15 protein-coding genes and 6 tRNA genes are annotated in these 22,595 nt (G+C 39.0%); 9 read left to right on the forward strand and 12 right to left on the reverse strand.

Annotation, left to right across the window (positions count from 1 at the left end):
* Positions 1-122: 122 nt before the first annotated feature.
* The 9 genes from ACZ5WS_RS00455 to ACZ5WS_RS00495 form a co-directional block, all read right to left on the reverse strand.
* Entirely contained in the window at positions 123-3,206 is a 3,084-nt protein-coding gene (locus ACZ5WS_RS00455) for an efflux RND transporter permease subunit (RefSeq protein WP_464709916.1), read from the reverse strand.
* Positions 3,203-4,498, reverse strand: a complete 1,296-nt coding sequence (locus ACZ5WS_RS00460) for an efflux RND transporter periplasmic adaptor subunit (protein WP_464709918.1) — start codon at positions 4,496-4,498, stop codon at positions 3,203-3,205. The genes ACZ5WS_RS00455 and ACZ5WS_RS00460 overlap by 4 nt, the downstream gene beginning before the upstream one ends.
* Positions 4,488-5,903, reverse strand: a complete 1,416-nt coding sequence (locus ACZ5WS_RS00465; protein ID WP_464709921.1) for a TolC family protein — start codon at positions 5,901-5,903, stop codon at positions 4,488-4,490. The genes ACZ5WS_RS00460 and ACZ5WS_RS00465 overlap by 11 nt, the downstream gene beginning before the upstream one ends.
* A 582-nt stretch (positions 5,904-6,485) precedes the next feature.
* Positions 6,486-6,561 (reverse strand) — tRNA-Thr (locus ACZ5WS_RS00470).
* A gap of 43 nt (positions 6,562-6,604) precedes the next feature.
* A tRNA-Phe gene (locus ACZ5WS_RS00475) sits at positions 6,605-6,680 on the reverse strand.
* Between the two features lie 49 nt (positions 6,681-6,729).
* Positions 6,730-6,805 (reverse strand) — tRNA-Thr (locus ACZ5WS_RS00480).
* A 60-nt stretch (positions 6,806-6,865) separates the two neighbouring features.
* Positions 6,866-6,941, reverse strand: a tRNA-Phe gene (locus ACZ5WS_RS00485).
* A 48-nt stretch (positions 6,942-6,989) separates the two neighbouring features.
* Positions 6,990-7,065 (reverse strand) — tRNA-Thr (locus tag ACZ5WS_RS00490).
* Between the two features lie 71 nt (positions 7,066-7,136).
* Positions 7,137-7,212, reverse strand: a tRNA-Phe gene (locus ACZ5WS_RS00495).
* A 306-nt stretch (positions 7,213-7,518) separates the two neighbouring features.
* On the opposite strand from ACZ5WS_RS00495, the gene ACZ5WS_RS00500 reads away from it, so the two are divergent.
* Positions 7,519-10,302: a hybrid sensor histidine kinase/response regulator gene (locus ACZ5WS_RS00500; RefSeq protein ID WP_464709924.1), complete on the forward strand. Its 2,784-nt coding sequence runs from the start codon at positions 7,519-7,521 to the stop codon at positions 10,300-10,302.
* 78 nt (positions 10,303-10,380) lie between these two features.
* Here ACZ5WS_RS00500 and ACZ5WS_RS00505 read toward each other — a convergent pair whose 3' ends face one another.
* Both ACZ5WS_RS00505 and mutY read right to left on the reverse strand, forming a co-directional pair.
* Positions 10,381-10,653 (reverse strand): oxidative damage protection protein, encoded by a 273-nt coding sequence (locus tag ACZ5WS_RS00505; protein ID WP_008110439.1) that lies wholly within the window; start codon positions 10,651-10,653, stop codon positions 10,381-10,383.
* 34 nt (positions 10,654-10,687) lie between these two features.
* The gene (gene mutY / locus ACZ5WS_RS00510) at positions 10,688-11,749 is read right to left on the reverse strand and encodes an A/G-specific adenine glycosylase (protein WP_464709929.1); all 1,062 of its coding nucleotides are present in this window, start codon (positions 11,747-11,749) and stop codon (positions 10,688-10,690) included.
* Positions 11,750-11,899: 150 nt separating this feature from the next.
* On the opposite strand from mutY, the gene trmB reads away from it, so the two are divergent.
* The 4 genes from trmB to arcA all read left to right on the forward strand — a co-directional run bounded on the left by trmB (position 11,900) and on the right by arcA (position 16,645).
* Entirely contained in the window at positions 11,900-12,625 is a 726-nt protein-coding gene (gene trmB / locus ACZ5WS_RS00515) for a tRNA (guanosine(46)-N7)-methyltransferase TrmB (RefSeq protein ID WP_010390835.1), read from the forward strand.
* A 36-nt stretch (positions 12,626-12,661) separates the two neighbouring features.
* Entirely contained in the window at positions 12,662-13,687 is a 1,026-nt protein-coding gene (locus ACZ5WS_RS00520) for a methyltransferase (protein WP_464709933.1), read from the forward strand.
* A 183-nt stretch (positions 13,688-13,870) separates the two neighbouring features.
* On the forward strand, positions 13,871-15,472 hold the full coding sequence (locus tag ACZ5WS_RS00525) for an ATP-binding protein (protein ID WP_178955099.1): 1,602 nt from the start codon (positions 13,871-13,873) through the stop codon (positions 15,470-15,472).
* A 456-nt stretch (positions 15,473-15,928) separates the two neighbouring features.
* Positions 15,929-16,645, forward strand: a complete 717-nt coding sequence (gene arcA, locus ACZ5WS_RS00530; protein ID WP_008110444.1) for a two-component system response regulator ArcA — start codon at positions 15,929-15,931, stop codon at positions 16,643-16,645.
* 8 nt (positions 16,646-16,653) lie between these two features.
* Here arcA and arcB read toward each other — a convergent pair whose 3' ends face one another.
* Positions 16,654-18,972, reverse strand: coding sequence for an aerobic respiration two-component sensor histidine kinase ArcB (arcB, locus tag ACZ5WS_RS00535; RefSeq protein WP_464709938.1), 2,319 nt, complete (start codon positions 18,970-18,972; stop codon positions 16,654-16,656).
* 206 nt (positions 18,973-19,178) lie between these two features.
* On the opposite strand from arcB, the gene folE2 reads away from it, so the two are divergent.
* The 4 genes from folE2 (at position 19,179) to ACZ5WS_RS00555 (ending at position 22,566) form a co-directional block, all read left to right on the forward strand.
* Positions 19,179-20,102, forward strand: a complete 924-nt coding sequence (folE2, locus tag ACZ5WS_RS00540; RefSeq protein ID WP_138604941.1) for a GTP cyclohydrolase FolE2 — start codon at positions 19,179-19,181, stop codon at positions 20,100-20,102.
* A 93-nt stretch (positions 20,103-20,195) separates the two neighbouring features.
* Positions 20,196-20,792, forward strand: a complete 597-nt coding sequence (locus tag ACZ5WS_RS00545; RefSeq protein WP_138604940.1) for a DUF2726 domain-containing protein — start codon at positions 20,196-20,198, stop codon at positions 20,790-20,792.
* Between the two features lie 112 nt (positions 20,793-20,904).
* Positions 20,905-21,612 carry a 5'-methylthioadenosine/S-adenosylhomocysteine nucleosidase gene (mtnN, locus tag ACZ5WS_RS00550; RefSeq protein ID WP_138604939.1) on the forward strand — a complete coding sequence of 236 codons (708 nt, stop codon included), beginning with the start codon at positions 20,905-20,907 and terminating at the stop codon, positions 21,610-21,612.
* Positions 21,613-22,566 carry a cobalamin biosynthesis protein CobD/CbiB gene (locus ACZ5WS_RS00555; protein WP_290170877.1) on the forward strand — a complete coding sequence of 318 codons (954 nt, stop codon included), beginning with the start codon at positions 21,613-21,615 and terminating at the stop codon, positions 22,564-22,566. It begins immediately after the preceding gene.
* Positions 22,567-22,595 lie beyond the last annotated feature (29 nt).

The raw sequence follows: 22,595 nt of genomic DNA on the forward strand, positions 1-22,595 counted from the left end.
AGCATTTCTTTATAACTAAATATTCCCTATCTTTCGTCTTTAAATATATCGAACTGCGTTTCCACAGCCCGATATTAAACTTATTTCTAACACCTATCCCTTTGTCTTTTTAATGCCTAACACTACTTAAACCAACCTTGAAAGCGCTCCATCAGCATATAGTTAACGGGAACAAGTAATAAGGTTATAAAAGTCGCAAATATAATCCCAAATCCTAAGCTTACTGCCATAGGTATTAAAAACTGCGCCTGAGTCGCCTTTTCAAACAGCAGCGGCATTAAACCTATAAAAGTGGTTAAACTGGTGAGCATAACCGGGCGAAAACGCGATGCGCCAGCAAGTTTAACTGCCTCTATTAAATCGCCACCTTCGCTGCGTTTTTTATTAATGAAATCGACTAATACAAGCGAATCGTTCACTACAACCCCTATTAACGCAAGCATACCTAGTAGGCTCATAATGGTTAAATCCATACCCATTATCCAGTGCCCTACTACTGCGCCAATAATGCCAAATGGAATAACACTCATAACAATAATTGGTTGCATGTATGACTTAAACGGAATGGCCAATAACGCATAAATTATAAAAAACACAAACACTAACGCCCAAGCCAGTGAGCCAAACGACTCTCTTTGCTCTTTGGCTTCACCTTCGAGTTTGTAATCAACACCTGGGTATTGCTGCATTAACTCGTCTAAATATTGTGCTAGGTCGGCTTGAAGCACCGTCATGTTGGTGTTGTTTTTTTCAATATCAGCCGTCACGTTTAGTGTGCGATAACGATCAATACGGTTTATGGTTGATGGGCTTTGCCCTGCCGTAAGCGTTGCCACATGCGACAATGGTACAGAACCGCCATCGGGAGTATTTATTAGTATGTTTTGTAAATCAGCTACAGAGCGGCGCTCATCAATAGGTAAACGTACCATTACACGCACGTCGTCTCGTCCGCGTTGAATACGCTGAACCTGCGAGCCAAAAAACGAATTTCGCACTTGCCCTGCTACATTTACACGATTTAAACCAAGCGCCAAACCTTGTTGCGTAAGCTCTATACGCAACTCTTCTTTACCGTCAGACATACTGTCGGCAATATCAAACACCGTTGGGTACGTTGCTAAACGATTTTTAATATTATCAGCTACATCTTGCAATATTGTTAGTGAAGTACCACTTAGTTGAACGTCTATTGGGTCTGAACTTCGGCCAATTTCAGCTCTAAATGTTAGGCTTTCAGCGCCAGGAATAACACCAATTAAATCGCGCCATTCACTTGCAAGCTCGCGTGAGCCTATGTCTGATTCACGCTGCTCAGCAGGTGTTATCTCAAAGCGTACCGCTCCGGAGTTAGACGCACCACCGCGTCCGCCTGTAGTGGCTAATATATTTAAAATAACGCTTTCGCCTGTATTAGGATCGCGATATTTGTCTTGTAATTGCTGCGCTTTTTCGGACATATCAATCACGTATTTATTGGTTACTTCAAACGGTGTACCTGTTGGCAGTGTTAGATTGACTCGTACAGTTTCGCTAGGAATTCGTGGGAAAAAGATAAACTTAGTCCAACCACTGGTGATCATGGTTAAAATAATAAAAAATACCCCCACAAATAAACTAACCGTTGCTAGTTTATGGCGTAACGCAGTGTTTAATATAGGTTGGTAATATTTTAAAATTGCACTTTCAAAGCCATCTGCAAAGCGTTGTTGAATCGCTTCAAGCTTAGATGGTTCACCTTTTTGATGGCGTAGTTTTATGTATTTTAAATGTGCTGGTAACACAAATTTAGATTCAATTAGCGAGAACAATAAAACTGGAATAACGACTACCGGAATTTGTGCAAATAAGGCGCCGCGCGCCCCTTCAATAAATGCTAAAGGTAAAAAGGCAGCAACAGTCGTCAGTACACCAAAGGTAACCGGAGTCGCCACTTCTTGAGTACCCAATATAGCAGCCTGCTCACCCGATTTTGCCGTTTTTAAATGGGTATACACGTTCTCGCCGGTTACTATGGCGTCATCAACTACAATACCAAGTACTAAAATAAAGCCGAATAAGCTCATTATATTTAACGTTACACCAAAAATTGGCATCGCGATAAATGCGCCCATAAACGATACTGGAATACCAATAAACACCCAAAATGCAATTGCTGGGCGTAAAAATAGCGTGAGTAGTGCCAGTACTAAAATACCACCCTGTAAAGCATTACTGGTTAAGGTGGCGATACGGCTTTTAACTAGCTCTGAATCGTCGTCCCAATAACTTAGTTTAAAACCTTGTGGTAGCGTGGCTTGCTGTTCTTCAATGTAGTTTTTAACATCGTCTGCCACGGTTATCGCGCTTTGCGGGCCAATTCGGTAAACGTCTATAAACGCCGCTTGCTTACCATTAAAACGGGTGCGTACTGGCGTTTCTTCAAAATCGTCTTTAATTGTAGCAATATCACCTAAGCGGATAATCGTTCCGTCGGCTTGGTTTTTTACTACTATGCTGGCAAATTCATCTTTACGATAAGCCTGCCCTTTTGAGCTAATTAGTACATCGCCACCTTCTGTTTTTAAGTTACCGGCAGAAATATCAGAACTTGAATTAGCAATAGCACTCGATATTTGCGCAAGGCTTAGGCTATATTGGCGAAGTGTATCTTGGCCAACTTCAATGGCTAACTCGTAGTCTCGTACACCACTTAGCTCTACCTGCGTTACGTTAGGCAAACGCAGTATTTGATCTCGCACTTTTTCGGCATATTCACGCGTTTCTTTTTCGCCATAATCGCTTGATACGGTAACAGCTATTACTTCTCTTTTGCGCTCAGCCAGCGCAACAATCGGTTTTTCTGCATCGCCAGGAAACGTATTAATCGCATCTACTCGGCTTTTAATATCAGCTAATAACTCACGAGGATCGTAACCGCTTTCAACCTCAATAGTTACAGAGCCGGAGCCCTCTGACGAGCGGCTAAATATTTGTTTAATGCCCTCTAAGTCTTGCACGGCCTCTTCTATACGAATTGTTACACCCTGCTCTACATCTTCAGGGGTTGCACCACGCAGGCTAACACCTACGCTTATCATGTCTGTTTCGAAAGACGGAAACACCTCAAGTGGTATTTTACTCGATAAACTAAATAGTCCCGACAACAACAAAGTTACTAACAATAAATTGGCAGCAACATGGTTTTTAGTAAACCAAGCAATCATACTTTATCTCCTTGCTTGGCTGCGCGACGTTTTTTTATTAACTCTTCAACACTAATACCAAGCTCTTTTGCTTTTTGCTCAAGTTGCTCTCGCGACGGGCGCATACCTTTAGGGTTTTTTTCCTTTGGCTCTTCACCTAAAATACTCACTTTAGTGCCCGAACTCACTTGACCAAGTGGCGTGATAACCAACTTGTCGTTTGCTTTTAATCCTGTCTTGATCATTGCTTGGTTTGCGTTTTGCCATGCAAAAGTAACGTCTTTACGTTTTAGTACATCACCCTCAACTACGTAAACATAGGTGCCTTGATAAATTGTACTGTTGGGAATGATCAACGCATTTTGTACCGTTTTACCCGCTATTTGCGCCTTAATGTATTGCCCTATTTTAATTGGGTATTGGTTACTCTCGGTTGATTTATATGGGTCGTCTATTTTTGCTACCACGTAAAGTTGCTGCGCGTTTTCGTCAATTGCGCCCTCGGTGCGTGCCAATTGGCCTTGCCATGTTTGTTCGCCAACTAAATCAGAGCTAAATTTAACTAACGAACCGGCTTGGTTTTTAGCACCATCACGGTATTGCTCTGGCAGGTTTACAAACGAAAGGTCTTTATTTTTTATTGGTAAACGAATTTCTACGCTATCAATAGCGTAAATCGTGGCAAGTTGGGTATTGTTACTCACTACTTGGCCTAAATCGACGCTGCGACTCAGTATGCGCCCAGCATAAGGTGCAGTAACCTTTGTACGCTCTAAATCAAGCTCTGCTTTTTCAAGTGTAGCTTGAGCCGATAACACTTGTGCCTGCGCCGCTGCTAATTGTGGCTCACGTAATACCAAGCTGCTGGCTTGGCTTGAACCACCAAGGCGCTTCCAATCAGTCAGTGCTTGTTGCCCGCGGGCTTTTTCTTCCAGTAAGCTTTGCTCTGCTGTGAGTAAGTTAGCTTTTGCAGATTTAACCTCTGCCTGATGATCTCTATCATCAAGCTTTAGTAACACATCGCCTTTTTCAAAAAAACCACCTTCTCTAAACTCATCACTCACGTCGATGATTTGCCCTGATGCTTGAGCAACAAGTAAGCTTTGTGTACGAGGCTTTACTGTACCGTAGCTGTCTATCATTACTTGGTAACTTTGAGGCACAAGCTCAAGTACAGATACACTAATTGCTGCTTTTGGTGCTGAACTAAAGCGTCTCGCCTCTGGCGGATTACTCTTAATAAAAAATACAATTAAAAGAGCGGTAACAACAACCGCGGCTGGAATAATAATTTTAGCTGTTTTAGTGTTCATCGTTATTGCTCTTTAAGTCGCTTGACGGGTTTTCAAAATCACCACCGAGGGCAACATGTAGGTTAATTCTATTTGCGATTAATTGGTTTTTAATTTGTATTAATGAACTTTGCGCATCGAACGAGCGCCCTTGTGCATCCAATACTGTGGTGTAAGTGACCAAGCCACTTTGATATTGCTCAAACGATAATTGCTCGGCCGCAAGTGCATTTTTTTGTGCTTCGAGGGTGCTAGTGTACTGCGCTTTTAAAGACTGCTGCTGCGATATTGCATTTTCTACATCAGCAAATGCATCGTACAGAGTTTGCAAGTATTGTTGCTCTTGCTTTTGAGTATTCAGACGCGCTATTTCTTCATTGGCTTGTAAACGCCCTCCCTCAAAAATAGGTGCCGAAATACTTCCTAGCAAAGACCATGCAAGGCTTGAAGGAGAAAACAAATCACTCACCCTGTCTGTGCTATCACTTAAGCTAGCAGTTAAGTTTAAACTCGGAAAGCGTTGCTTATGTGCGTAAGCCAATGACGCATCGGTAGCTAATAACTCATACCAACTGGCAAGTAATGCGGGCTTTCGGGTAATGAGCTCTGAAGGAATACCAACTGGAATTTCGGTATCAACAACCGGTAAGTCAGTGCTTGCTGCAATAGCTCCTTTTGGGTACTCACCTAGTAAGCGCTCAAGCACTCGTGCTGCACTTGATAAACTCGCTATTTGAGTGGCAATGCGTGAGCGTTCGTTATTAAGCTCATTGCGGGCTAAATAAACATCAAGCGCTTCGTTAATACCTTGGCGATAACCCGACTCAATTATATCGAGGTTTTGCTTAGCATTTTCTTCACGGCGCTTATATAAATCAAGTAGCTGCTGCGCAGACACAACATCAAACCAGCCTTGTACAACATCTGAAACCAGTTGCTGTTTAGCTTGTTCAAAACGCGCTTTTTGAGCTAAATATGAAAGGTTAGCTTCTCGTTTTGAATCTGACAGCTTACCCCATAAGTCAACTTCGTAATTTAAGTTTAAGCTGACAGAGCTGGCATTATTATAGCTAACAGGCCGGTTACCTTTACTGCGGCTAGTACGCGAAGATAAATCTAAACTAGGCCATAGAGCTGATCCGGTTGCTATTAGTTGCTGCTTAGTAATAGCGACATCATAGCTGGTTTGTAATAGTTGTTGGTTGTTTTTAAGCGCTTGTTTTACGTATTTATTAAGTAATGGCGTGTGCAGTTGAGTTAACCATTCATCATCCACTTTTAATACCGAACTTGCTGCTTGTTGCTGCCACTGCTGTGGTAAATTATTTGGAGCTTGTTGGCGCTGCGATGGGTTTAAGTTACTCGCACAACCGCTTAGCATTATAATGCTTATTGCTAATAAAGATGGCTTATATTGCCACATCATGTTTAAACCTGATTAGTGCTATTTATGAATGTTATTCAATCACTTTAGCAAACTTTGCTCAATTGACTTTACATAACATTACATAGCTTGCGGTGAAATTGTAAGTTCACTCAATGCGCTAAGTGTTAATACAACTATCAAAAACAAATGAGCAAGCTAACTTTTAATCAGAGAATTAATTTTAACTCTTAAAAAGTTGATATAGAAAATACGGCAGAGTTTGCTATTGGCATTACACCAGCTAAAGCGGAATAAAAATATAAATATATTTGCATATGGAACGCGGTTTAATGCTGCGCCGAACTTAGGACAAAAACAAAAAAGCCTCGCATATGCGAGGCTTTGTATACATTCTTGCGACTAACCGAGTCGACGGGTAACTTGAACAGACTACTGATTACAGTTTCTTTTTCTAGTTACATTGTAAATGGTGCCGACTAACCGAGTCGACGGGTAACTTGAACAGACTACTGATTACAGTTTATTTTTCTAGCTACATTGTAAATGGTGCCGACTAACCGAGTCGACGGGTAACTTGAACAGACTACTGATTACAGTTTCTTTTTCTAGTTACATTGTAAATGGTGCCGACTAACCGAGTCGAACGGTTGACCTACTGATTACAAGTCAGTTGCTCTACCAGCTGAGCTAAGTCGGCACACTAAAACAAAAAGCCTTGCATGAGCAAGGCTTTATATAAATGGTGCCTCGACCCGGAATCGAACCAGGGACACGAGGATTTTCAATCCTCTGCTCTACCAACTGAGCTATCGAGGCACTTAAACAGTGCTAATTAAATGTTATCAAAACACTTAACTAAAATAAATGGTGCCGACTAACCGAGTCGAACGGTTGACCTACTGATTACAAGTCAGTTGCTCTACCAGCTGAGCTAAGTCGGCACACAAAACTGTGTGCTAAGGCACTTTATCAATTTTAAAGATTGATAACTTTTTTGTAAATGGTGCCTCGACCCGGAATCGAACCAGGGACACGAGGATTTTCAATCCTCTGCTCTACCAACTGAGCTATCGAGGCACTTAAACAGTGCTAGTGAACTGCTCTAAGCATTTCACTTTTATAAAATGGTGCCGACTAACCGAGTCGAACGGTTGACCTACTGATTACAAGTCAGTTGCTCTACCAGCTGAGCTAAGTCGGCACACAAAACTGTGTGCTAAGGCACGCGTAAAAATGTTTAAATAAATATCTAAACACCATTACTTTAATAAATGGTGCCTCGACCCGGAATCGAACCAGGGACACGAGGATTTTCAATCCTCTGCTCTACCAACTGAGCTATCGAGGCACTTAACAGTGCTTATTAGTAATCACAACGGATTAATAATTCGACTCCCACATAGCTTTACTGACTGAGCTATCTGGGCGTGCGGCGTATTAAACGAGTTTTACCCTTACAAGTCAACTTTTTTTTTATCCTTTGCAACTGTTTGAACGGTTTTCAAACAACTAACAACAAATCTCGTTCATACCGTGCATTTATTCAACAAAAGAGTTTAAAAAACGTAGTGAATTATTTTTTTTAGGTGTTACGATTAGTCAATAGCTTTCGGTACAGGCTTACCGTTTTAATAAAACCACGATAGGAAAACTCATGCAGAGTAAGTTCTCTTCAGCAATAAAGGGCCTACTACCTATATTTTTAGTTAGTAACCTTATAATTTCCACATTATTTATAGTCGCCTATTCGCTTTACTCACAAAGCAATGCTGAGAACAATGAACTTCCCCAATCCTCTACTATTGCACTCACAAAACTTGCTGAACGCCTTGAGCAGCCCATTGTTGAAGCACTAACAACATACGGGCAAAACAAAGCCAAATTACTTCTTGATATTGCAAGCTTACTCAATAATGACTTTAAATATACTCTGCATCGTTTTAATGCAAATAATAAAGCCGAGTTAGTTTATAGCAATAATAGTATGGTGATTGCACCTTTAGCTGTTAGCAAATACATTAAAGAGCAAAATACTCTGCATCATTTAATCTCATCAGAGGGACAAGTAATTGCTGAGCTTATCATTGAGCAGAAACAACCTTTAATTTCATCATCGACACAAAATTTATCAATGAGTGCATATCTTGCCGCTATTGTTGCTCTGATCGCATTGTTTGCATTCGCTATAGCGTTTAATAAGTACATTAAAAAACGACTACATAAAAATACCGATTCTCTCACTCAAGAACTCAAGGCTATTACACAAAATGATAATTATCAAAGCACGCTTGATGAGCAACTTGATGGAGGGTTAGAAACCGTTGCTCAACAAATTAATTTATTGCTGAAAAAAGTAAGTATGGTTCTAGCTGACGACCAAGCTGCACAAAAAGAATTAAAAAGGCTACAAACCAGTCTGGAAACAGAAGTACAAAGCAGAACATTTGAATTAGAAAAACAAACTCAAAAAGCGTTAAAGGCGAGTGAAACTAAAACAACCTTTTTAGCCACCATGAGTCATGAAATAAGAACACCAATGAATGGTGTTATTGGCACCATTGATTTACTTCGCCAAACAGAGCTTGATGGTGCTCAGCAACGCCTTAGTACTATTATTCGTGAATCCGCATTTTCGCTACTGAGTATTTTAGATGATATTTTAGATTTTTCTAAAATTGAAGCTGGAAAGCTCAACATAGATCCTGTTCCGTTTTCTATTGCAGATACACTAGAAGAAGTAGCCAAGGTATTATCGTCGGTTGCTAAAAACCGTCATTTAGAACTCGATTTATCAATTGCACCCGATATTCCTAATAACCTTATGGGCGACTCAGGCAGGGTTCGCCAAGTGCTATATAACTTATGTAGTAATGCCATTAAATTTACTAGCACCAATGGTACAACGAAGGGGAAAGTAAGAATATCAGTAGAGGTAGCAAATAACACCGCCGATCACTTTACATTGCGTTTTTGTGTAAGTGATAACGGTAAAGGAATGAGCCAATCTCAGTTAAGAAAAATTTTCAACCCGTTCACTCAAGCAGAAAGCTCAATTACGCGAGAGTTCGGTGGAACAGGGCTTGGTCTTTCAATTTGTAAAAGCTTAACCGAGCTAATGCTTGGTACTATACATGTAACAAGCCATGAAGGGATTGGAAGTGAATTTACCGTTGAACTGCCTTTTTCAACTGCAGGTAAAACTGAATTTGCCCATAAAAATACACTTAATGGTAAACATGTCATTATTGTCAGCAGCGACGCAGAGCGCGGTAAAGTAATTTATCGTTACTTGTCATTTATGGGGGCTAAAATAACCTATGCTCATGAACAACAAGATGTAGAAGCTCACCAAGATGCCAAGGATATTATTTGGGTTGTTGATGGCATTGAAGACATGAATAGTATTAGTACCTTACTAAGAAGTTTACTTTACTCACTAGAAGATAATAACCAGCAAATGGTGGTATTAAGTAAATTAGATGAAGCAGTAATTAATCATAAAAGTATTTTTTATATTAATGCTTCTCCATTATGTAAATCTAACTTCATGCTTTCAATTTTGGTGGCTGCAGGTTTGCATAAACCTAAGCAAGTTAAAAAAGCCAGAACGATGAATCACTACCTAAGTTCAGAAGAGGCACTCGCTGCAAATAGGCTAGTATTATTGGTAGAAGATAACCTATTAAATCAAGAGGTACTCACCGAACAATTACATATACTAGGGTACAGTGTAGAGGTGGCTAATAACGGTGAAGAAGGCCTAGATATGTGGCGTAAAAATAGCTACTCGCTCATTTTAACCGATTTACATATGCCAAAAATGTCTGGCTACGATATGGTTGAAAAAATTAGAGAAGAAGCGTCATTGCTCGAATCGATTGACGCACAACCTTATATTATTGCTGTTACTGCTAATGCTCTAAAAGGAGAGAGAGAGCGATGTTTAGCTGTAGGTATTAACGACTTTATTACTAAACCTATTGAGTTAAATGCACTTGAGGACACATTAAAGCAATGGAATGACTTATATAGCAAACAACCACAACAGGTGAATTCGACCGAAAAACCAATCATGCCTATTGATATGGAGTCAGCGAATAATTATATAAATGGCGATGATGCTAAAATAATCCGCTTTTTTAAAATGTATTTAGAGCAGAGCCAAGAACAAATTAAAGCGATTAACTTCGCGGTGCTGCAAAGTAACAAAGCTGAAATTTTATCCGCTTGCCACCAATTAAAATCTATATCGAAGACAGTAGGAGCTAACATTGTTGCTGATTTAGCGCAGTCATTTGAAGATAAGTGTAAAAGTGATGAAATAAAAGCTGATGAATTAATTAAGATGAGAGATGAGCTTGAAATTGAATATTCAAGAGCAGCACAGTTTTTAAAAGAACAAATTAGAAACAACGATCAGCAAGATGACTTGATTTAACTAAAATATTCATCGGTATACACAATATAAAAAAGGGCTCATAGCCCTTTTTTATTAATTATCCTAAGCACAGTTAATTTATTTTTCTACTGGCTTATAACCTTCAATCTCAACTTCTTTACCTTCAAACAAAAAGCCAACCATTTGCTCTTCTAAAAAAGTACGATGCTCTGGATCCATCATGTTTAAATGCTTTTCGTTGATCAGCATAGTTTGTTTATGCTGCCATTGCCCCCAGGCTTCTTTAGAAATATTATTAAAAATTTTCTCACCAAGTTCACCAGGGTATAACTGAAAACCAAGGCCTTCGGCCTCTTTTTGTAACTTTTGACAAAATACTGTACGTGCCATGATTCTTCCCCTTAATGCTAAATATAACGCTATTCTATACTATTGCCGTAATTTGTTTAACCAACTTTTTAGTCGGTGCCGCTAACCCTACTTCTATTGATTGATCGAGTGGATACCACACCAGCTGCTTGTCATTAACAACATCCGGGGCTTTCTCAATATTAAGTACATGCGGGTTAATCCTCAGCTCAAAATGTGAAAATACATGAGTAAAAGGCGTTACTTCATTAAGGTCACTTTTAAGCCCTTGTTGCGCTAAAAAAGTTTCGAGCTCGCTGTACTCATTAAATTCAAAAAATCCAAACAATCCGCCCCAGATACCACTGTTTGGGCGTTTTTCCATAAGCACTTTGTCGTTATGTTTAATAATTAACTGGTGGCAGCTTTTTTTAGGCACTTCTTTTTTAGGTTTAGAGTGAGGAAACTCCTTAACCTTACCTGCGTTAAACGCACCACAACGACTATTTAATGGGCACGCCTCACAATCAAAGCGGCTGCGCGAACATAAGCTTGCACCTAAATCCATCATAGCTTGATTAAACTCTGTAACATTATTTTTAGGAGTAAGTTGTTCACTTAAATGCCAAAGCTGATTTTCTACCTTTTTGACTCCATACCAACCTTCAACCATGAAAAACCGAGCAAGCACTCTTTTAACATTACCATCAAGAATAGGGTGATGCTGCCCCAAAGATAATGATAAAACAGCACCAGCAGTAGAGCGCCCTATTCCGGGTAAATCCATTACTTCTTCAAGCATGCTAGGAAACTGACCTTGGTATTTATCTCGAACTATTTTAGCGGTTTTATGTAAATTGCGTGCACGAGCGTAATAACCTAAACCTGTCCAATGATGCAAAACCTGATCTTCATCAGCATTTGCTAAAGCAATAATATCGGGAAAGCTTTGCATAAACTTTTCAAAATAAGGAATAACAGTGACAACCTGAGTTTGCTGTAACATCACCTCAGATACCCACACTTTATATGGCGTTTTAGCTAATTGCCATGGTAACGTTTTGCGCCCATGAAGGTGATACCAGTCAACTACTTGGTTGGAAAACCAATCTGACTGCTGTTTTTTTAAATCCAACATATTTACTTTTTTACTAATGCTCAATGGCGGCTCAGTCTATTGTAGTGACTGAAAAGATCAAGCTATAACGCCCTAATGCTTGTCAACCTAGCGCTGGTCAGGGATAATACGCAACCATTTTTAAACACATTGTTTTGTCAGGCCAATAATATGAGTGAATCAAGTAACAACAACCTTGAGCAAGCTAAGCAAGAAGGTAAGTATATCCGCACTATTCGTAGTTTTGTAAAACGCGAAGGCCGATTAACCAAAGGCCAAGCTGCTGCAATCGAAAAATGCTGGCCAACAATGGGGCTTGAACATAAAAACGGCCTACTTGATTTAAGCGAAGTTTTTGGCAATGACAATGATGTAGTGCTAGAAATTGGTTTTGGTATGGGTAAGTCATTAGTTGAAATGGCAAAAAATGCACCACACCTTAACTTTATCGGCATAGAAGTTCATCGCCCAGGCGTTGGCGCATGTTTAATGGATGCTGACGAAGCTGGCGTTACTAATCTGCGCGTATTTGAACACGATGCAGTAGAAGTTCTTGCTGATTGTATAAGCGATGAAAGCTTATCAACCTTACAGTTATTTTTTCCTGATCCATGGCACAAAAAGCGTCACCACAAGCGTCGCATAGTACAAACTGAGTTTGCTGAAAAACTCCGCTCTAAATTAAAAATCGGTGGCGTATTTCACATGGCAACCGATTGGGAAAACTATGCAGAACATATGTTAGAAGTAATGCAAGCAGCTCCAGGTTACAAAAACCAATCTGAGACTAACGACTATGTACCTCGTCCTGATTTACGTCCTTTGACTAAATTTGAACAGCGTGGTCAGCGTTTAGGTCATGGCGTATGGGATTTAATGTTCGAACGTACTAAGTAACCGTTAATTAAATAATCAAGTAAGGTAAAGCCATTTATGAGCGTATTAACCAATCCGAGCCTACTATTACTTCGTAACAGTGAAGAGTTAAAAGGTAAATCAATATTGGTGGTCAACTTTGTTCAAGATGGCTTTTTAAATGAGCTAAAAACGCTCAATCCACAAAGTAAAATAACCGCTTTTAGTTATAACCACGCTAATGGTGAATTTGCAAAAAACATATCGGGTATTGACGTAACCATCAGCCACACAATTAATTCGGGCGATTATGATTTGGTAATACTTTATTACCCTAAATCTAAACCTGAGCTATTAATGGCGTTAGACAACATACGTGCTGTGATAAGCAAAGATGCAGAGCTACTCGTTGTTGGCGAAAACAAGAGCGGTGTTAAGTCAATTGAAAAGCAACTCGCCGGTAAGGCTGAATTTAGTAATAAAATAGACTCAGCAAAACATTGTGTTTTATATTCATTTTCAGAACTAACTCTCAATAGCACGTTTGATATTAGTACTTACCATAAAGAGTTTACTGTAAGTGTAAGGGATATTGAGTTTACAGCGGTCAGTATTCCGGGCGTGTTTAATCATGGTGCGCTAGATGCTGGAACGAAAATGCTACTAGAAAATGCTCCTAACTTAAAACACGGAAAAGTCCTTGATTTTGGTTGTGGCGCAGGGCTTATTGCTACTTTTTTAGGTCTAAAAACTCCAGCTCTGACATTTACCTGTAGTGACGTAAGTGCACTTGCAGCCTATGCAACAACACAAACGCTTAAGTTAAATAATGTAAACGGTGAAGCCATACTCAGTGATGGTTTAAATAATATTACTGGCAAGTTTGATTTAATTATTAGCAACCCGCCCTTCCATACTGGGATTGCAACTGACTACAGCGTTGCGGAATCTTTTTTAACCCATGCCAAGCAACATTTAACTAAGGCAGGCAAACTGACTATAGTAGCTAATAGCTTTTTAAAATACCCACCTATTTTAGAAACCCAATTTGACAGCTACCACACAGTATTTAAAAACAATAAATTTGCCGTATACAGTAGCTAAAAAAGTTATTAATATCCTGTCAAAACATAAATATGGGCTATTTTAGCCAAATATTTATGTTTTATAAGTAGATTAGCTAAAAATAAAAAGTGTAATTAAGCTAATCTTTTTACTTCACTTTTTTCTGTTTTTGCTAAACTATTACCTATTAGATTCACAATTGACACGGATGACCTTCTCGCAATGCCCAAAACTGTAAAGCAAAATAGCATTCGTAGCATATTGTTTAAAACTATCATGCTTATAACAGCTATCTGTTTGTTATTATCGCTTTCAATTTCTACCTACTTAAGCGCACAAGAGCAAAAAAAACAGCTCATTAGTAAACTTGTGTTGGTATCTGAGATCATTGCATTTGACGCGATGCCCTCATTACTAAATAAAAATAGGCCTGCAGAAGAAAGACGTTTGAAGCTGCTTCAACAAGTATCATCCGTTACAAATTTACATATATATGCCTTAGATGAGCAAACCAATAAACCAGTGTTTTTTACCAGCTTTAATGCCCGAAAATCACCACCTGTCCCTATTAAAACGGACAACATTGATGACTTTGCTGAACCACAAGTTAGCGATGAGTACATTGAGTACATTACCCCAATACTCAATAATGAACAGCTGCTTGGCTATGTCTATATTAGAGGCAGCTTAGATAACTTAAATCAGCTAATAACTAAAAAGATTATAATTGATATCGTTATTATGGCTTTAATACTTATTTTTATTTCTTTGATTATTTTAAGGCTACAAAAAAGGATTGCCAGCCCGATTGAAAACTTAAGCTTGTTGTTGCAAAACATAGCTAAAAAACATAATTACTATGCGCGTGCGCCTTTAACGAACCTCACTGAAATAACTCGGCTTTCTAATAGCTTAAATGTAATGCTTGCACGCACACAAAGGCAAATAGAGCGCCATGAAGAAGATAAACAAGAAATTAAGCAGCTAAACTCAAACCTTGAAGAGAAAGTGAGTCAACGCACTATTGCGCTCAGAGAGGCCAATAAAGAGCTGTTATCTACTCTAGAAAAGATGCACCAATACCAAACTCAAATTGTCGAAAACAAAAAAATGGCTTCATTAGGGCAAATGGTGGCAGGGGTTGCTCATGAGGTAAATACACCGATAGGACTTGGTATTACAGGCTCCACTTTATTGCGAGATAAACTCGCAGAGCTACAGGTTAATTTTCATAATAAATCATTAACCGCGAGTCAATTTGAGCAATTTACTAATGATGGTATTGAAAACTTAGACCTAATCTATAGCAGCTTAAACCGCGTTGCAGAACTTATTTCTAACTTTAAAAAAGTTGCGGTGCTCAAAGATGATGAAATAACCAGCACTGTTAATTTACAACACTTAATTAACGACACGCTACTGTCTATGGGGCAAGAGCTAAAACTTAAAAACCCAAAAGTTCTTATAAATTGTCCAGCAGATTTAACCGTTGAAAGTAAAAAAGGACCACTACAGCAAGTATTCCATCAGCTTATTTTAAATTCCCTGCTGCACGGCTTTGAAGCTGGCGATGACAATGAAGTACAGATTGATATTGTGGTAACGAAAACAAAAACACAAATTACCTACACCGACAACGGGCTAGGTGTTGAAAATAGTATACGAGCAAAAATATTTGACCCATTTGTAACGTCAAAGCGCGGCCAAGGGGCGAGTGGTTTAGGAATGCATTTGGTTTACAATTTAGTGACTCAAGCATTAGCCGGAGAAATTGTGTTAGATACCGAGTATCAGCAAGGCGCCCGATTTATTATTACACTCTAAAAGCGAAAGAACGCTTTTACCCACTTGAATTACAACTTTATGACCATACTAAGACATAACCAACTAAACAGTTGTATCATTAATGCTGTATTTCACACAATTAAGGAACTTAATTGTGTTTTACATATCACATACATTGATGAAAAGTTGGAAAGTGATATAATTCCGTTTTGAATTAGTCTGATTATTTTAAGTATCTTTAGGTGGTTGATGGATGTATCAATTATTAAAGGGAAATGGCTTCGACTCTACAATTCAAATTATACATTCAACGTTAAGTATCAATTAAGCCGCGGTTTTTAATAATACGTCATAGTAGGTTTGGGCACGCAGCTGTTTATATCTAATTTGTTTTTACTTGTTAACATTTAGATATAATCCTATAATTCTAGTAGTCGGCTCTGATAATCATGCCGATTTTATAAATAAAACACACTCCAAAAAGGTTAATTAAAGATGCAAACGCCAGTCATTCTGATCGTAGAGGATGAAGACGTAACTAGACTAAACCTCGTTAGTTTATTTGAAGCTGAAGGTTACAAAGTTATTGAAGCCATTGATGGCGATGATATGCATGATAAGCTTACAAATAACGATGACGTCAATCTTGTAGTTATGGACATCAACCTGCCAGGTAAAAACGGGCTTATTTTAGCTCGCGAATTACGCCAAAAACGCAAAGTTGGTCTTATTTTCTTAACAGGCCGTGACAACGATGTAGACCGTATTTTAGGTCTTGAAATTGGTGCTGATGACTATATTACTAAGCCTTTCAACCCACGTGAATTAACTATTCGTGCACGTAACTTAATTACGCGTACCGCACTAGGTGGTGAAGAATCAGCTATTGAAACCAATGGCGTGATCACCTTTAACGGTTGGGAACTTGACGAAAACAGTCGTTGCCTTACTTCTCCAAATGGAGATGCAAAACGTCTACCGAAAGGGGAATACAGAGCACTGCGTTTAATGCTTGACTCACCAGGTCGTATATTTAGCCGTGAGCAACTAATTAAACACATGACTGGCCGTGAACTTCGCGCTAACGACCGTACAGTTGATGTTACTATTCGACGTATTCGTAAGCACTTTGAAAGCGACAATTCAACGTCTGAGTTGATCAGCACCATTCATGGTGAAGGTTACCGCTTCATTGGTAAAATCGACAGCTAATTAGTTTTTTATTCTAATTGTTGTAAAAATAAATGAAGGGCCTGTTGTCCTTCATTTATTTTGTCTGCTAATTCATCAAGCCAAACTGTTAATACTTCATCACTTTGTTCCAGCGCACCATGCTCCATTTGCTTTGCATGCAACTGCACATCATTCAGACCTACCGAACCAGCGGCACCTTTTAACTTATGCGCAACGGATTTATATTCTTCTCTGTCTGCTGTTTTTAATGATTCTAATAGCTCATGTTGGTATTGCGGATTTAGCTTTTTAAACAACTGACTACTGCGTTTAAATACTTCAACGCCCATCGAATTTACAAAGTCTTCAATGGTTTCAACATCTAACAAGTCAGTATTTATTTGATTTAACAACTCTTGATTAACTACTCGTTGAGGAGCCTCGGTTTGCGCTTGTTTAATACCAAAGAGTTCAGCGAGCATATTATCTAACTTACTGGTGTTTATTGGTTTAGCTAACGCTCCTTGAATAGAAATTCCCTCAAGCTCTTCTTCAGCACTGCGAACATTGGCGGTAAGTGCCACAATAGGTAGCTGATCAAAATGGCTTTGTGCGCGTATTTGCCTTGCTACTTCATCACCATTAATATCTGGAAGCTGCATATCAAGCAATACTAAATCAAGATCATCTTCGGTCTCTACAAACGATAAAGCATCTTCACCCGTTTCAGCCCACAACACTTCATGCCCACGCTGTTCTAATAGGTTAGTTGCGATTTCAGCATTAAGTGGTACATCTTCCACTAATAAAATATATAAGCTACGTCCCACATAACTATGCTCGGTAGGTGCACTACATAAATTCAGCGGAATTTGTACAGTAAAACAGCTGCCCTCTCCTGGGGTACTATTAACAGTTATAATGCCTTTCATAGCACTTACTAACGCTTTTGTTACGGCTAAGCCAATACCTGAACCAATCGCATTGGTCCCTTTAAGATCAGGTGCTTTGTAGTACATATCAAAAATGCGTGTAAGTTGTTCTTGTGGAATCCCTTCTCCGGTATCGAGTATTTTTATAATAAGCCATGGGCCATCTTCACGGTTTTCTCTACCGCAATCTAAGGTGACACTACCGTGCTGGGTAAATTTAACCGCATTATTAATTAAGTTCCATACCACTTGGCGTAAACGAGTGGGGTCAAGTAGAGCATATATATCGAGTGTTCCAGAGCGTTTTACTTCAAAAGAAAGCTCTTTTTGCTCCGCAATGAGGCCTGCAAAGTTAACCACGTCATTAATAAAGTCAGAAACATTAATTTCGTTGGCAGCAATATCTAATTGCTCACGATCTATCTTATCTAAATCTATAATATCGTTAAATATATTACCTAATGTCTCTGCACTTGAAAACACCGTATTACACCAACTACGCTGCTGTTTATTAAGTTCAGTATCCAATAGCATCCGAGTTAAGCCAACGATACCATTGAGCGGAGTGCGTAATTCATGGCTCAAGGTGGCAATAAATTTCCCTTTATCCTTATAAGCAGTTTCCAGTGCCTGCGCGGCTTCTTTACGGCTGGTAATGTCACGGCCAAAGGCTAGTAAACCAATGTAATCGCCCTGCTCATTTATGAAGGGAAGCTTTCTCAGTTCAAACCATCTTATTTCACCATTTACAGAATATTCTACATCGATAGTTAAACCTTGATGAGTACGTTCAACCTGCTCATCGGTTCTTAATACTTCAGATAAAAAGTGGCTTGGAAATATCTCTTCTGCGGCTTTGCCAATTAATTCGCCACTGGTTTTGCCCATCACCTCTTCAAACATTTTATTACAACCGGCAAACACCCCATTGTTATCACGGTAATAAAATAAATCTGGTGAGGAGTCTACAATAGAGCGCAGTAACATACCTTGTTGTGCGAGCTCTTGTTGCGTTTTTTTGCGTTCTGCAATTTCACGTCTGAGCTCTTCTATTGCCCTATGCTTGGCATGGAAGGCCATTTTACGTTCGTCAATTTCAATGTTTAAACGATTAATATTGTCTTTGAGAGTTTGATTTAAAAGCTTTTCTTGTTTTGTGGCACTATCTAAATAGGCATAAGAGGCATCAAGTTGCCGAATAGAGTTTAGCAGTACGCTAATCACCAAAGGAGAAACAACTGAGGTAAAAAATACTATAGCTAATATATCAACTAAGTTCACTTCTCCAATAGCAACATAGTAAAACATACTCGATAAAACCATCGATACCGTCAGTAATAATGCATAGCAAATAGCTGCAGTTTTAAACTCACCAAAACGAGTTATTGAACTGGAAAGTACTCGAACCCACGGGTTCAAAGAAGAATCTGTCATATATCAGTGTTTCTCTTTGCTAAATGCTTAGTTTTTATAAGTAAGTATGATTAAAAGCTAATTTTAGCATTTTCTATCAGCTATTTTCATGTTGTGCGATAAAAACAGTAAAATTTCATGTTTGCTGTTATTTGCTGCATTTCAGCAATTCTTTATTTAGTGTAAAATGTGATGTTTTAAATATTGCAAATAACGAGTAACGTATCATGCAAACGACTATGCCAGATATTGCTAACACAGCTGCAGCATTACAAACAGGTAAATTAGACTGGGTAGGAATGGGCGATATAGAGCTGCCTTTTATTTTTGAATCTCTTGATTTAGCTCCAGTTACTGTTAATGCAAAAGCTCGCGCTTTTGTTAATTTACACCAAGAAGATGCCAAAGGCATCCACATGTCGCGTCTGTTTTTAGCACTTGATCACCTCTCAACGGAGCAACAGGTCAACCCGCACACCTTAGCACAAGCATTAGATACCTTTATCACCAGCCATAAAGGCTTAAGCGATAAAGCACAAATCGAATTTAAATTTGAATTACCGCTGCGCCGTAAATCATTACTTAGTGGCAAAGCCGGCTGGAAAAGCTACCCAGTTGTACTTACCAGTACTATAAACCAAGGTGTTATTAGTTTTGAGCTAAGTGTTGATGTTACTTACTCATCAACCTGCCCCTGCTCTGCAGCCCTTGCTCGTCAACTTATCCAAAATGCGTTTAGCGAAAAGTTTGCTCAAGAAACACTAACTCAATCAGAGGTTTTAGAGTGGCTTGGAACAACTCAAGGCATTGTAGCAACCCCGCATTCACAGCGTTCTATTGCTAATGTTAAAGTAAAGCTAGATCAAAACATTCAAGCGTTTGATGTAGTTAACTTAATAAACTTACTAGAAGATGAGCTTAAAACACCAGTACAAGCCGCGGTAAAACGTGAAGACGAACAAGAGTTTGCTCGTTTAAATGGTCAAAACTTGATGTTTTGTGAAGACGCAGCACGAAAAATTAAAACTACCTTAGAAGCAAAACAGTTTAGCGACTATTTTTTACAAATTAACCACTATGAATCTCTGCATGCGCATGATGCCGTTGCGATTGCAGTAAAAGGTATAGAGGGCGGATACACAGCACTATAAACACCAACGGCATCTAAAATAACCATAACAACTATTTGGGCACATAAATTGCTTTAGAAAAGCAGTGTCAATTTGTTGTTATGGAGTTACCGTATGGAATTCGCTTTATTATTAATATTAGTGCTAGTTGTTGGGGCATCTGTAGTTGCGTCAAAATTTAGTGATGACGGCGGAAACCCTTATCCTTTTACTCGTAAGCAAAGTGTATTTACCCAAGTAGAAGGGGCGTTTCTGAATTTATTAGAACGCGCTGTTGGCGACCAATATAAAATTGTTAGTCGCGTTAAACTAATAGATGTGATTGACTGTAAACAAGGTCTATCTGTCAAATCTAAACGTGCGGCATTAGCTAAAGCAAAAAACAAACAGCTCGACTTTGTGTTAGTCGACAAAGAAAAAATGACCATAGTGGCTGCGGTTGACTTAGTTAATAATGCCAACAAAGATGGTCACAAAGCACAGCGTGATTGGTTTGTTAACGGTGCATTAGAAGCCGCTGGCATTCCACATATTCGTATGAAAGTAAAGTCAGGCTACCGCCCAAGTGAAGTTCGCGATGCCATTATGTTTAAATTAGGCAAGCCTGCTAAATCACAACCTGCACGCCCGACTCGTACTAGAGTCCATAAGCCTGCGGTATTATCACCTTCTCAAGCAAAAGCACATTCAACCGCCCTTGCTGAAATATAACTACTGAGTTAAAGCAATCTATTAAAGCGAGCATTTTAAATGACTCGCTTTTTTGTTTTTTATAGCAGACTTCACGTATAATCAGGCTATTCAAACTTAGGAATTTAACACTATGAATGTTGGTATTATTGGCGCCATGGAGCCAGAAGTTAAAATTTTGCGCGAAGCGATGCAAAATCCACAGGTTTTAACCAAAGCAGGCTTTACGTTTTATACTGGTGAGCTTGCTGGTAATACTGTTACTTTAGTGCAATCAGGCATTGGTAAAGTTGCTTCAACTATTGCAACCACTTTACTTATCGATAACTTTAAGCCTGATTGTGTTATTAACACAGGCTCTGCCGGTGGTTTCGACCCTTCGCTTAACGTTGGCGATGTAGTGATTTCATCAGAAGTTCGTCATCACGATGTAGATGTAACAGCGTTTGGTTACGAAATTGGCCAAGTACCACAAATGCCTGCAGGCTTTACAGCACACCCTAAGCTAGTAGAAGCCGCTGAGCAAACAATTGCACAAATCAGCGAAGTAAAAACGCTTGTTGGTTTAATTTGTACTGGTGACTCATTTATGTGTGACCCTGTTCGCATTGAAAAAACACGCAATGACTTCCCTACAATGCTAGCAGTAGAAATGGAAGGTGCGTCAATTGCACAAACGTGTTTTGCACTTAACACACCATTTGTTGTTATTCGCTCAATGTCTGATATTGCTGGCAAAGAGTCACCGCAATCATTTGAAGAGTACTTAGAAACAGCCTCTATTAATTCATCAAAAATGGTTGTGGCATTACTAGAAAAGTTAACAGCGGTTACGCTGTAAATGCTCAATAATATTGTTCAAAATCATTTGGACTTTATTGTATTTATTTGTGCGCTCCTAGCTGAGCGCTTTTTACCTTTAGTTAGCTGGTATCACCCTAATCATATACTTTCTGCCATTTTTAACGCAATTGGCCGGCGTGTTTATAAAAAAGCAGACAGCAAACAATATCATTATTTAGCCGCTTTACTAGCAAGCACACTTGTTCTAACTGTGATTATGATTATTGTGGTTTTACTGCTGGAGTTTGCCTTTTACCCTGAACTACTATCCGGTCTTATTTTATACTTGTGCCTAGAAAGCAGTAGCATAAATAAAAAAGCGATACGTATTGCGAAATTGACCAAAAAAAATCAAAAATCAACTGCTCGAGAATTATTAAAACCACTAGTAGCCCGAGAAGTTAAGGCACTTTCAAACCCAGGGATTATTAAAGCGGTTATGGAAAGTGTCATACTAAGAACGGCACGTCATTATTTTGTAGTTATTTTCATTTTTTTACTATTGGGCCCCATTGCTACTCTCGCCTACCGCTTGCTTACCTTAATCCAACAAGCGTGGCGCACTGATATAGCTCCCGACAGTTCTTTTTTGACGCCGCTTAAACTGATTCTTTTTATTATTGAATACATTCCCATTCGGTTACTCGCGCTGACAATAGCTTCACTTAAAGCCAGTAAAAAAAGCATGCATTATATTAAGCATTATGGCCGACATTTTTATCAAAAAAATACAGGTTGGTTATTAAGTGTGTGCTCTGCATCTTTAGGTGTGCAACTTGGTGGGCCTGCTATTTATATTGAGCAGCGTTTCAATAAAATGCGGGTCGGTGTAGAACGCTTGCCAATTGCCGATGATATGCCAAAGCTACTCAATACCCTAAATCAAGCCCGTTTTTTTTGGCTACTAATTATTATTAGCGTTGAAATTATTAGGGCTGTTCTAACTTTTTGATCAGTTATAAAAAAACCAGCCGAAGCTGG

The sequence above is a fragment of the Pseudoalteromonas sp. 11L1 genome, from assembly GCF_055397545.1.

What these genes read in the sequence shown, in the direction of transcription:
- trmB (WP_010390835.1), top strand. Translation starts at nt 11,900, where the DNA reads ATGAGTGAATCAAGTAACAACAACCTTGAGCAAGCTAAGCAAGAAGGT.
- ACZ5WS_RS00500 (WP_464709924.1), top strand. Translation starts at nt 7,519, where the DNA reads ATGCAGAGTAAGTTCTCTTCAGCAATAAAGGGCCTACTACCTATATTT.
- ACZ5WS_RS00555 (WP_290170877.1), top strand. Translation starts at nt 21,613, where the DNA reads ATGCTCAATAATATTGTTCAAAATCATTTGGACTTTATTGTATTTATT.
- ACZ5WS_RS00460 (WP_464709918.1), bottom strand. Translation starts at nt 4,498, where the DNA reads ATGAACACTAAAACAGCTAAAATTATTATTCCAGCCGCGGTTGTTGTT.
- ACZ5WS_RS00465 (WP_464709921.1), bottom strand. Translation starts at nt 5,903, where the DNA reads ATGATGTGGCAATATAAGCCATCTTTATTAGCAATAAGCATTATAATG.
- ACZ5WS_RS00545 (WP_138604940.1), top strand. Translation starts at nt 20,196, where the DNA reads ATGGAATTCGCTTTATTATTAATATTAGTGCTAGTTGTTGGGGCATCT.
- ACZ5WS_RS00525 (WP_178955099.1), top strand. Translation starts at nt 13,871, where the DNA reads ATGCCCAAAACTGTAAAGCAAAATAGCATTCGTAGCATATTGTTTAAA.
- arcA (WP_008110444.1), top strand. Translation starts at nt 15,929, where the DNA reads ATGCAAACGCCAGTCATTCTGATCGTAGAGGATGAAGACGTAACTAGA.
- ACZ5WS_RS00505 (WP_008110439.1), bottom strand. Translation starts at nt 10,653, where the DNA reads ATGGCACGTACAGTATTTTGTCAAAAGTTACAAAAAGAGGCCGAAGGC.
- mtnN (WP_138604939.1), top strand. Translation starts at nt 20,905, where the DNA reads ATGAATGTTGGTATTATTGGCGCCATGGAGCCAGAAGTTAAAATTTTG.
- ACZ5WS_RS00520 (WP_464709933.1), top strand. Translation starts at nt 12,662, where the DNA reads ATGAGCGTATTAACCAATCCGAGCCTACTATTACTTCGTAACAGTGAA.
- folE2 (WP_138604941.1), top strand. Translation starts at nt 19,179, where the DNA reads ATGCAAACGACTATGCCAGATATTGCTAACACAGCTGCAGCATTACAA.
- arcB (WP_464709938.1), bottom strand. Translation starts at nt 18,972, where the DNA reads ATGACAGATTCTTCTTTGAACCCGTGGGTTCGAGTACTTTCCAGTTCA.
- ACZ5WS_RS00455 (WP_464709916.1), bottom strand. Translation starts at nt 3,206, where the DNA reads ATGATTGCTTGGTTTACTAAAAACCATGTTGCTGCCAATTTATTGTTA.
- mutY (WP_464709929.1), bottom strand. Translation starts at nt 11,749, where the DNA reads ATGTTGGATTTAAAAAAACAGCAGTCAGATTGGTTTTCCAACCAAGTA.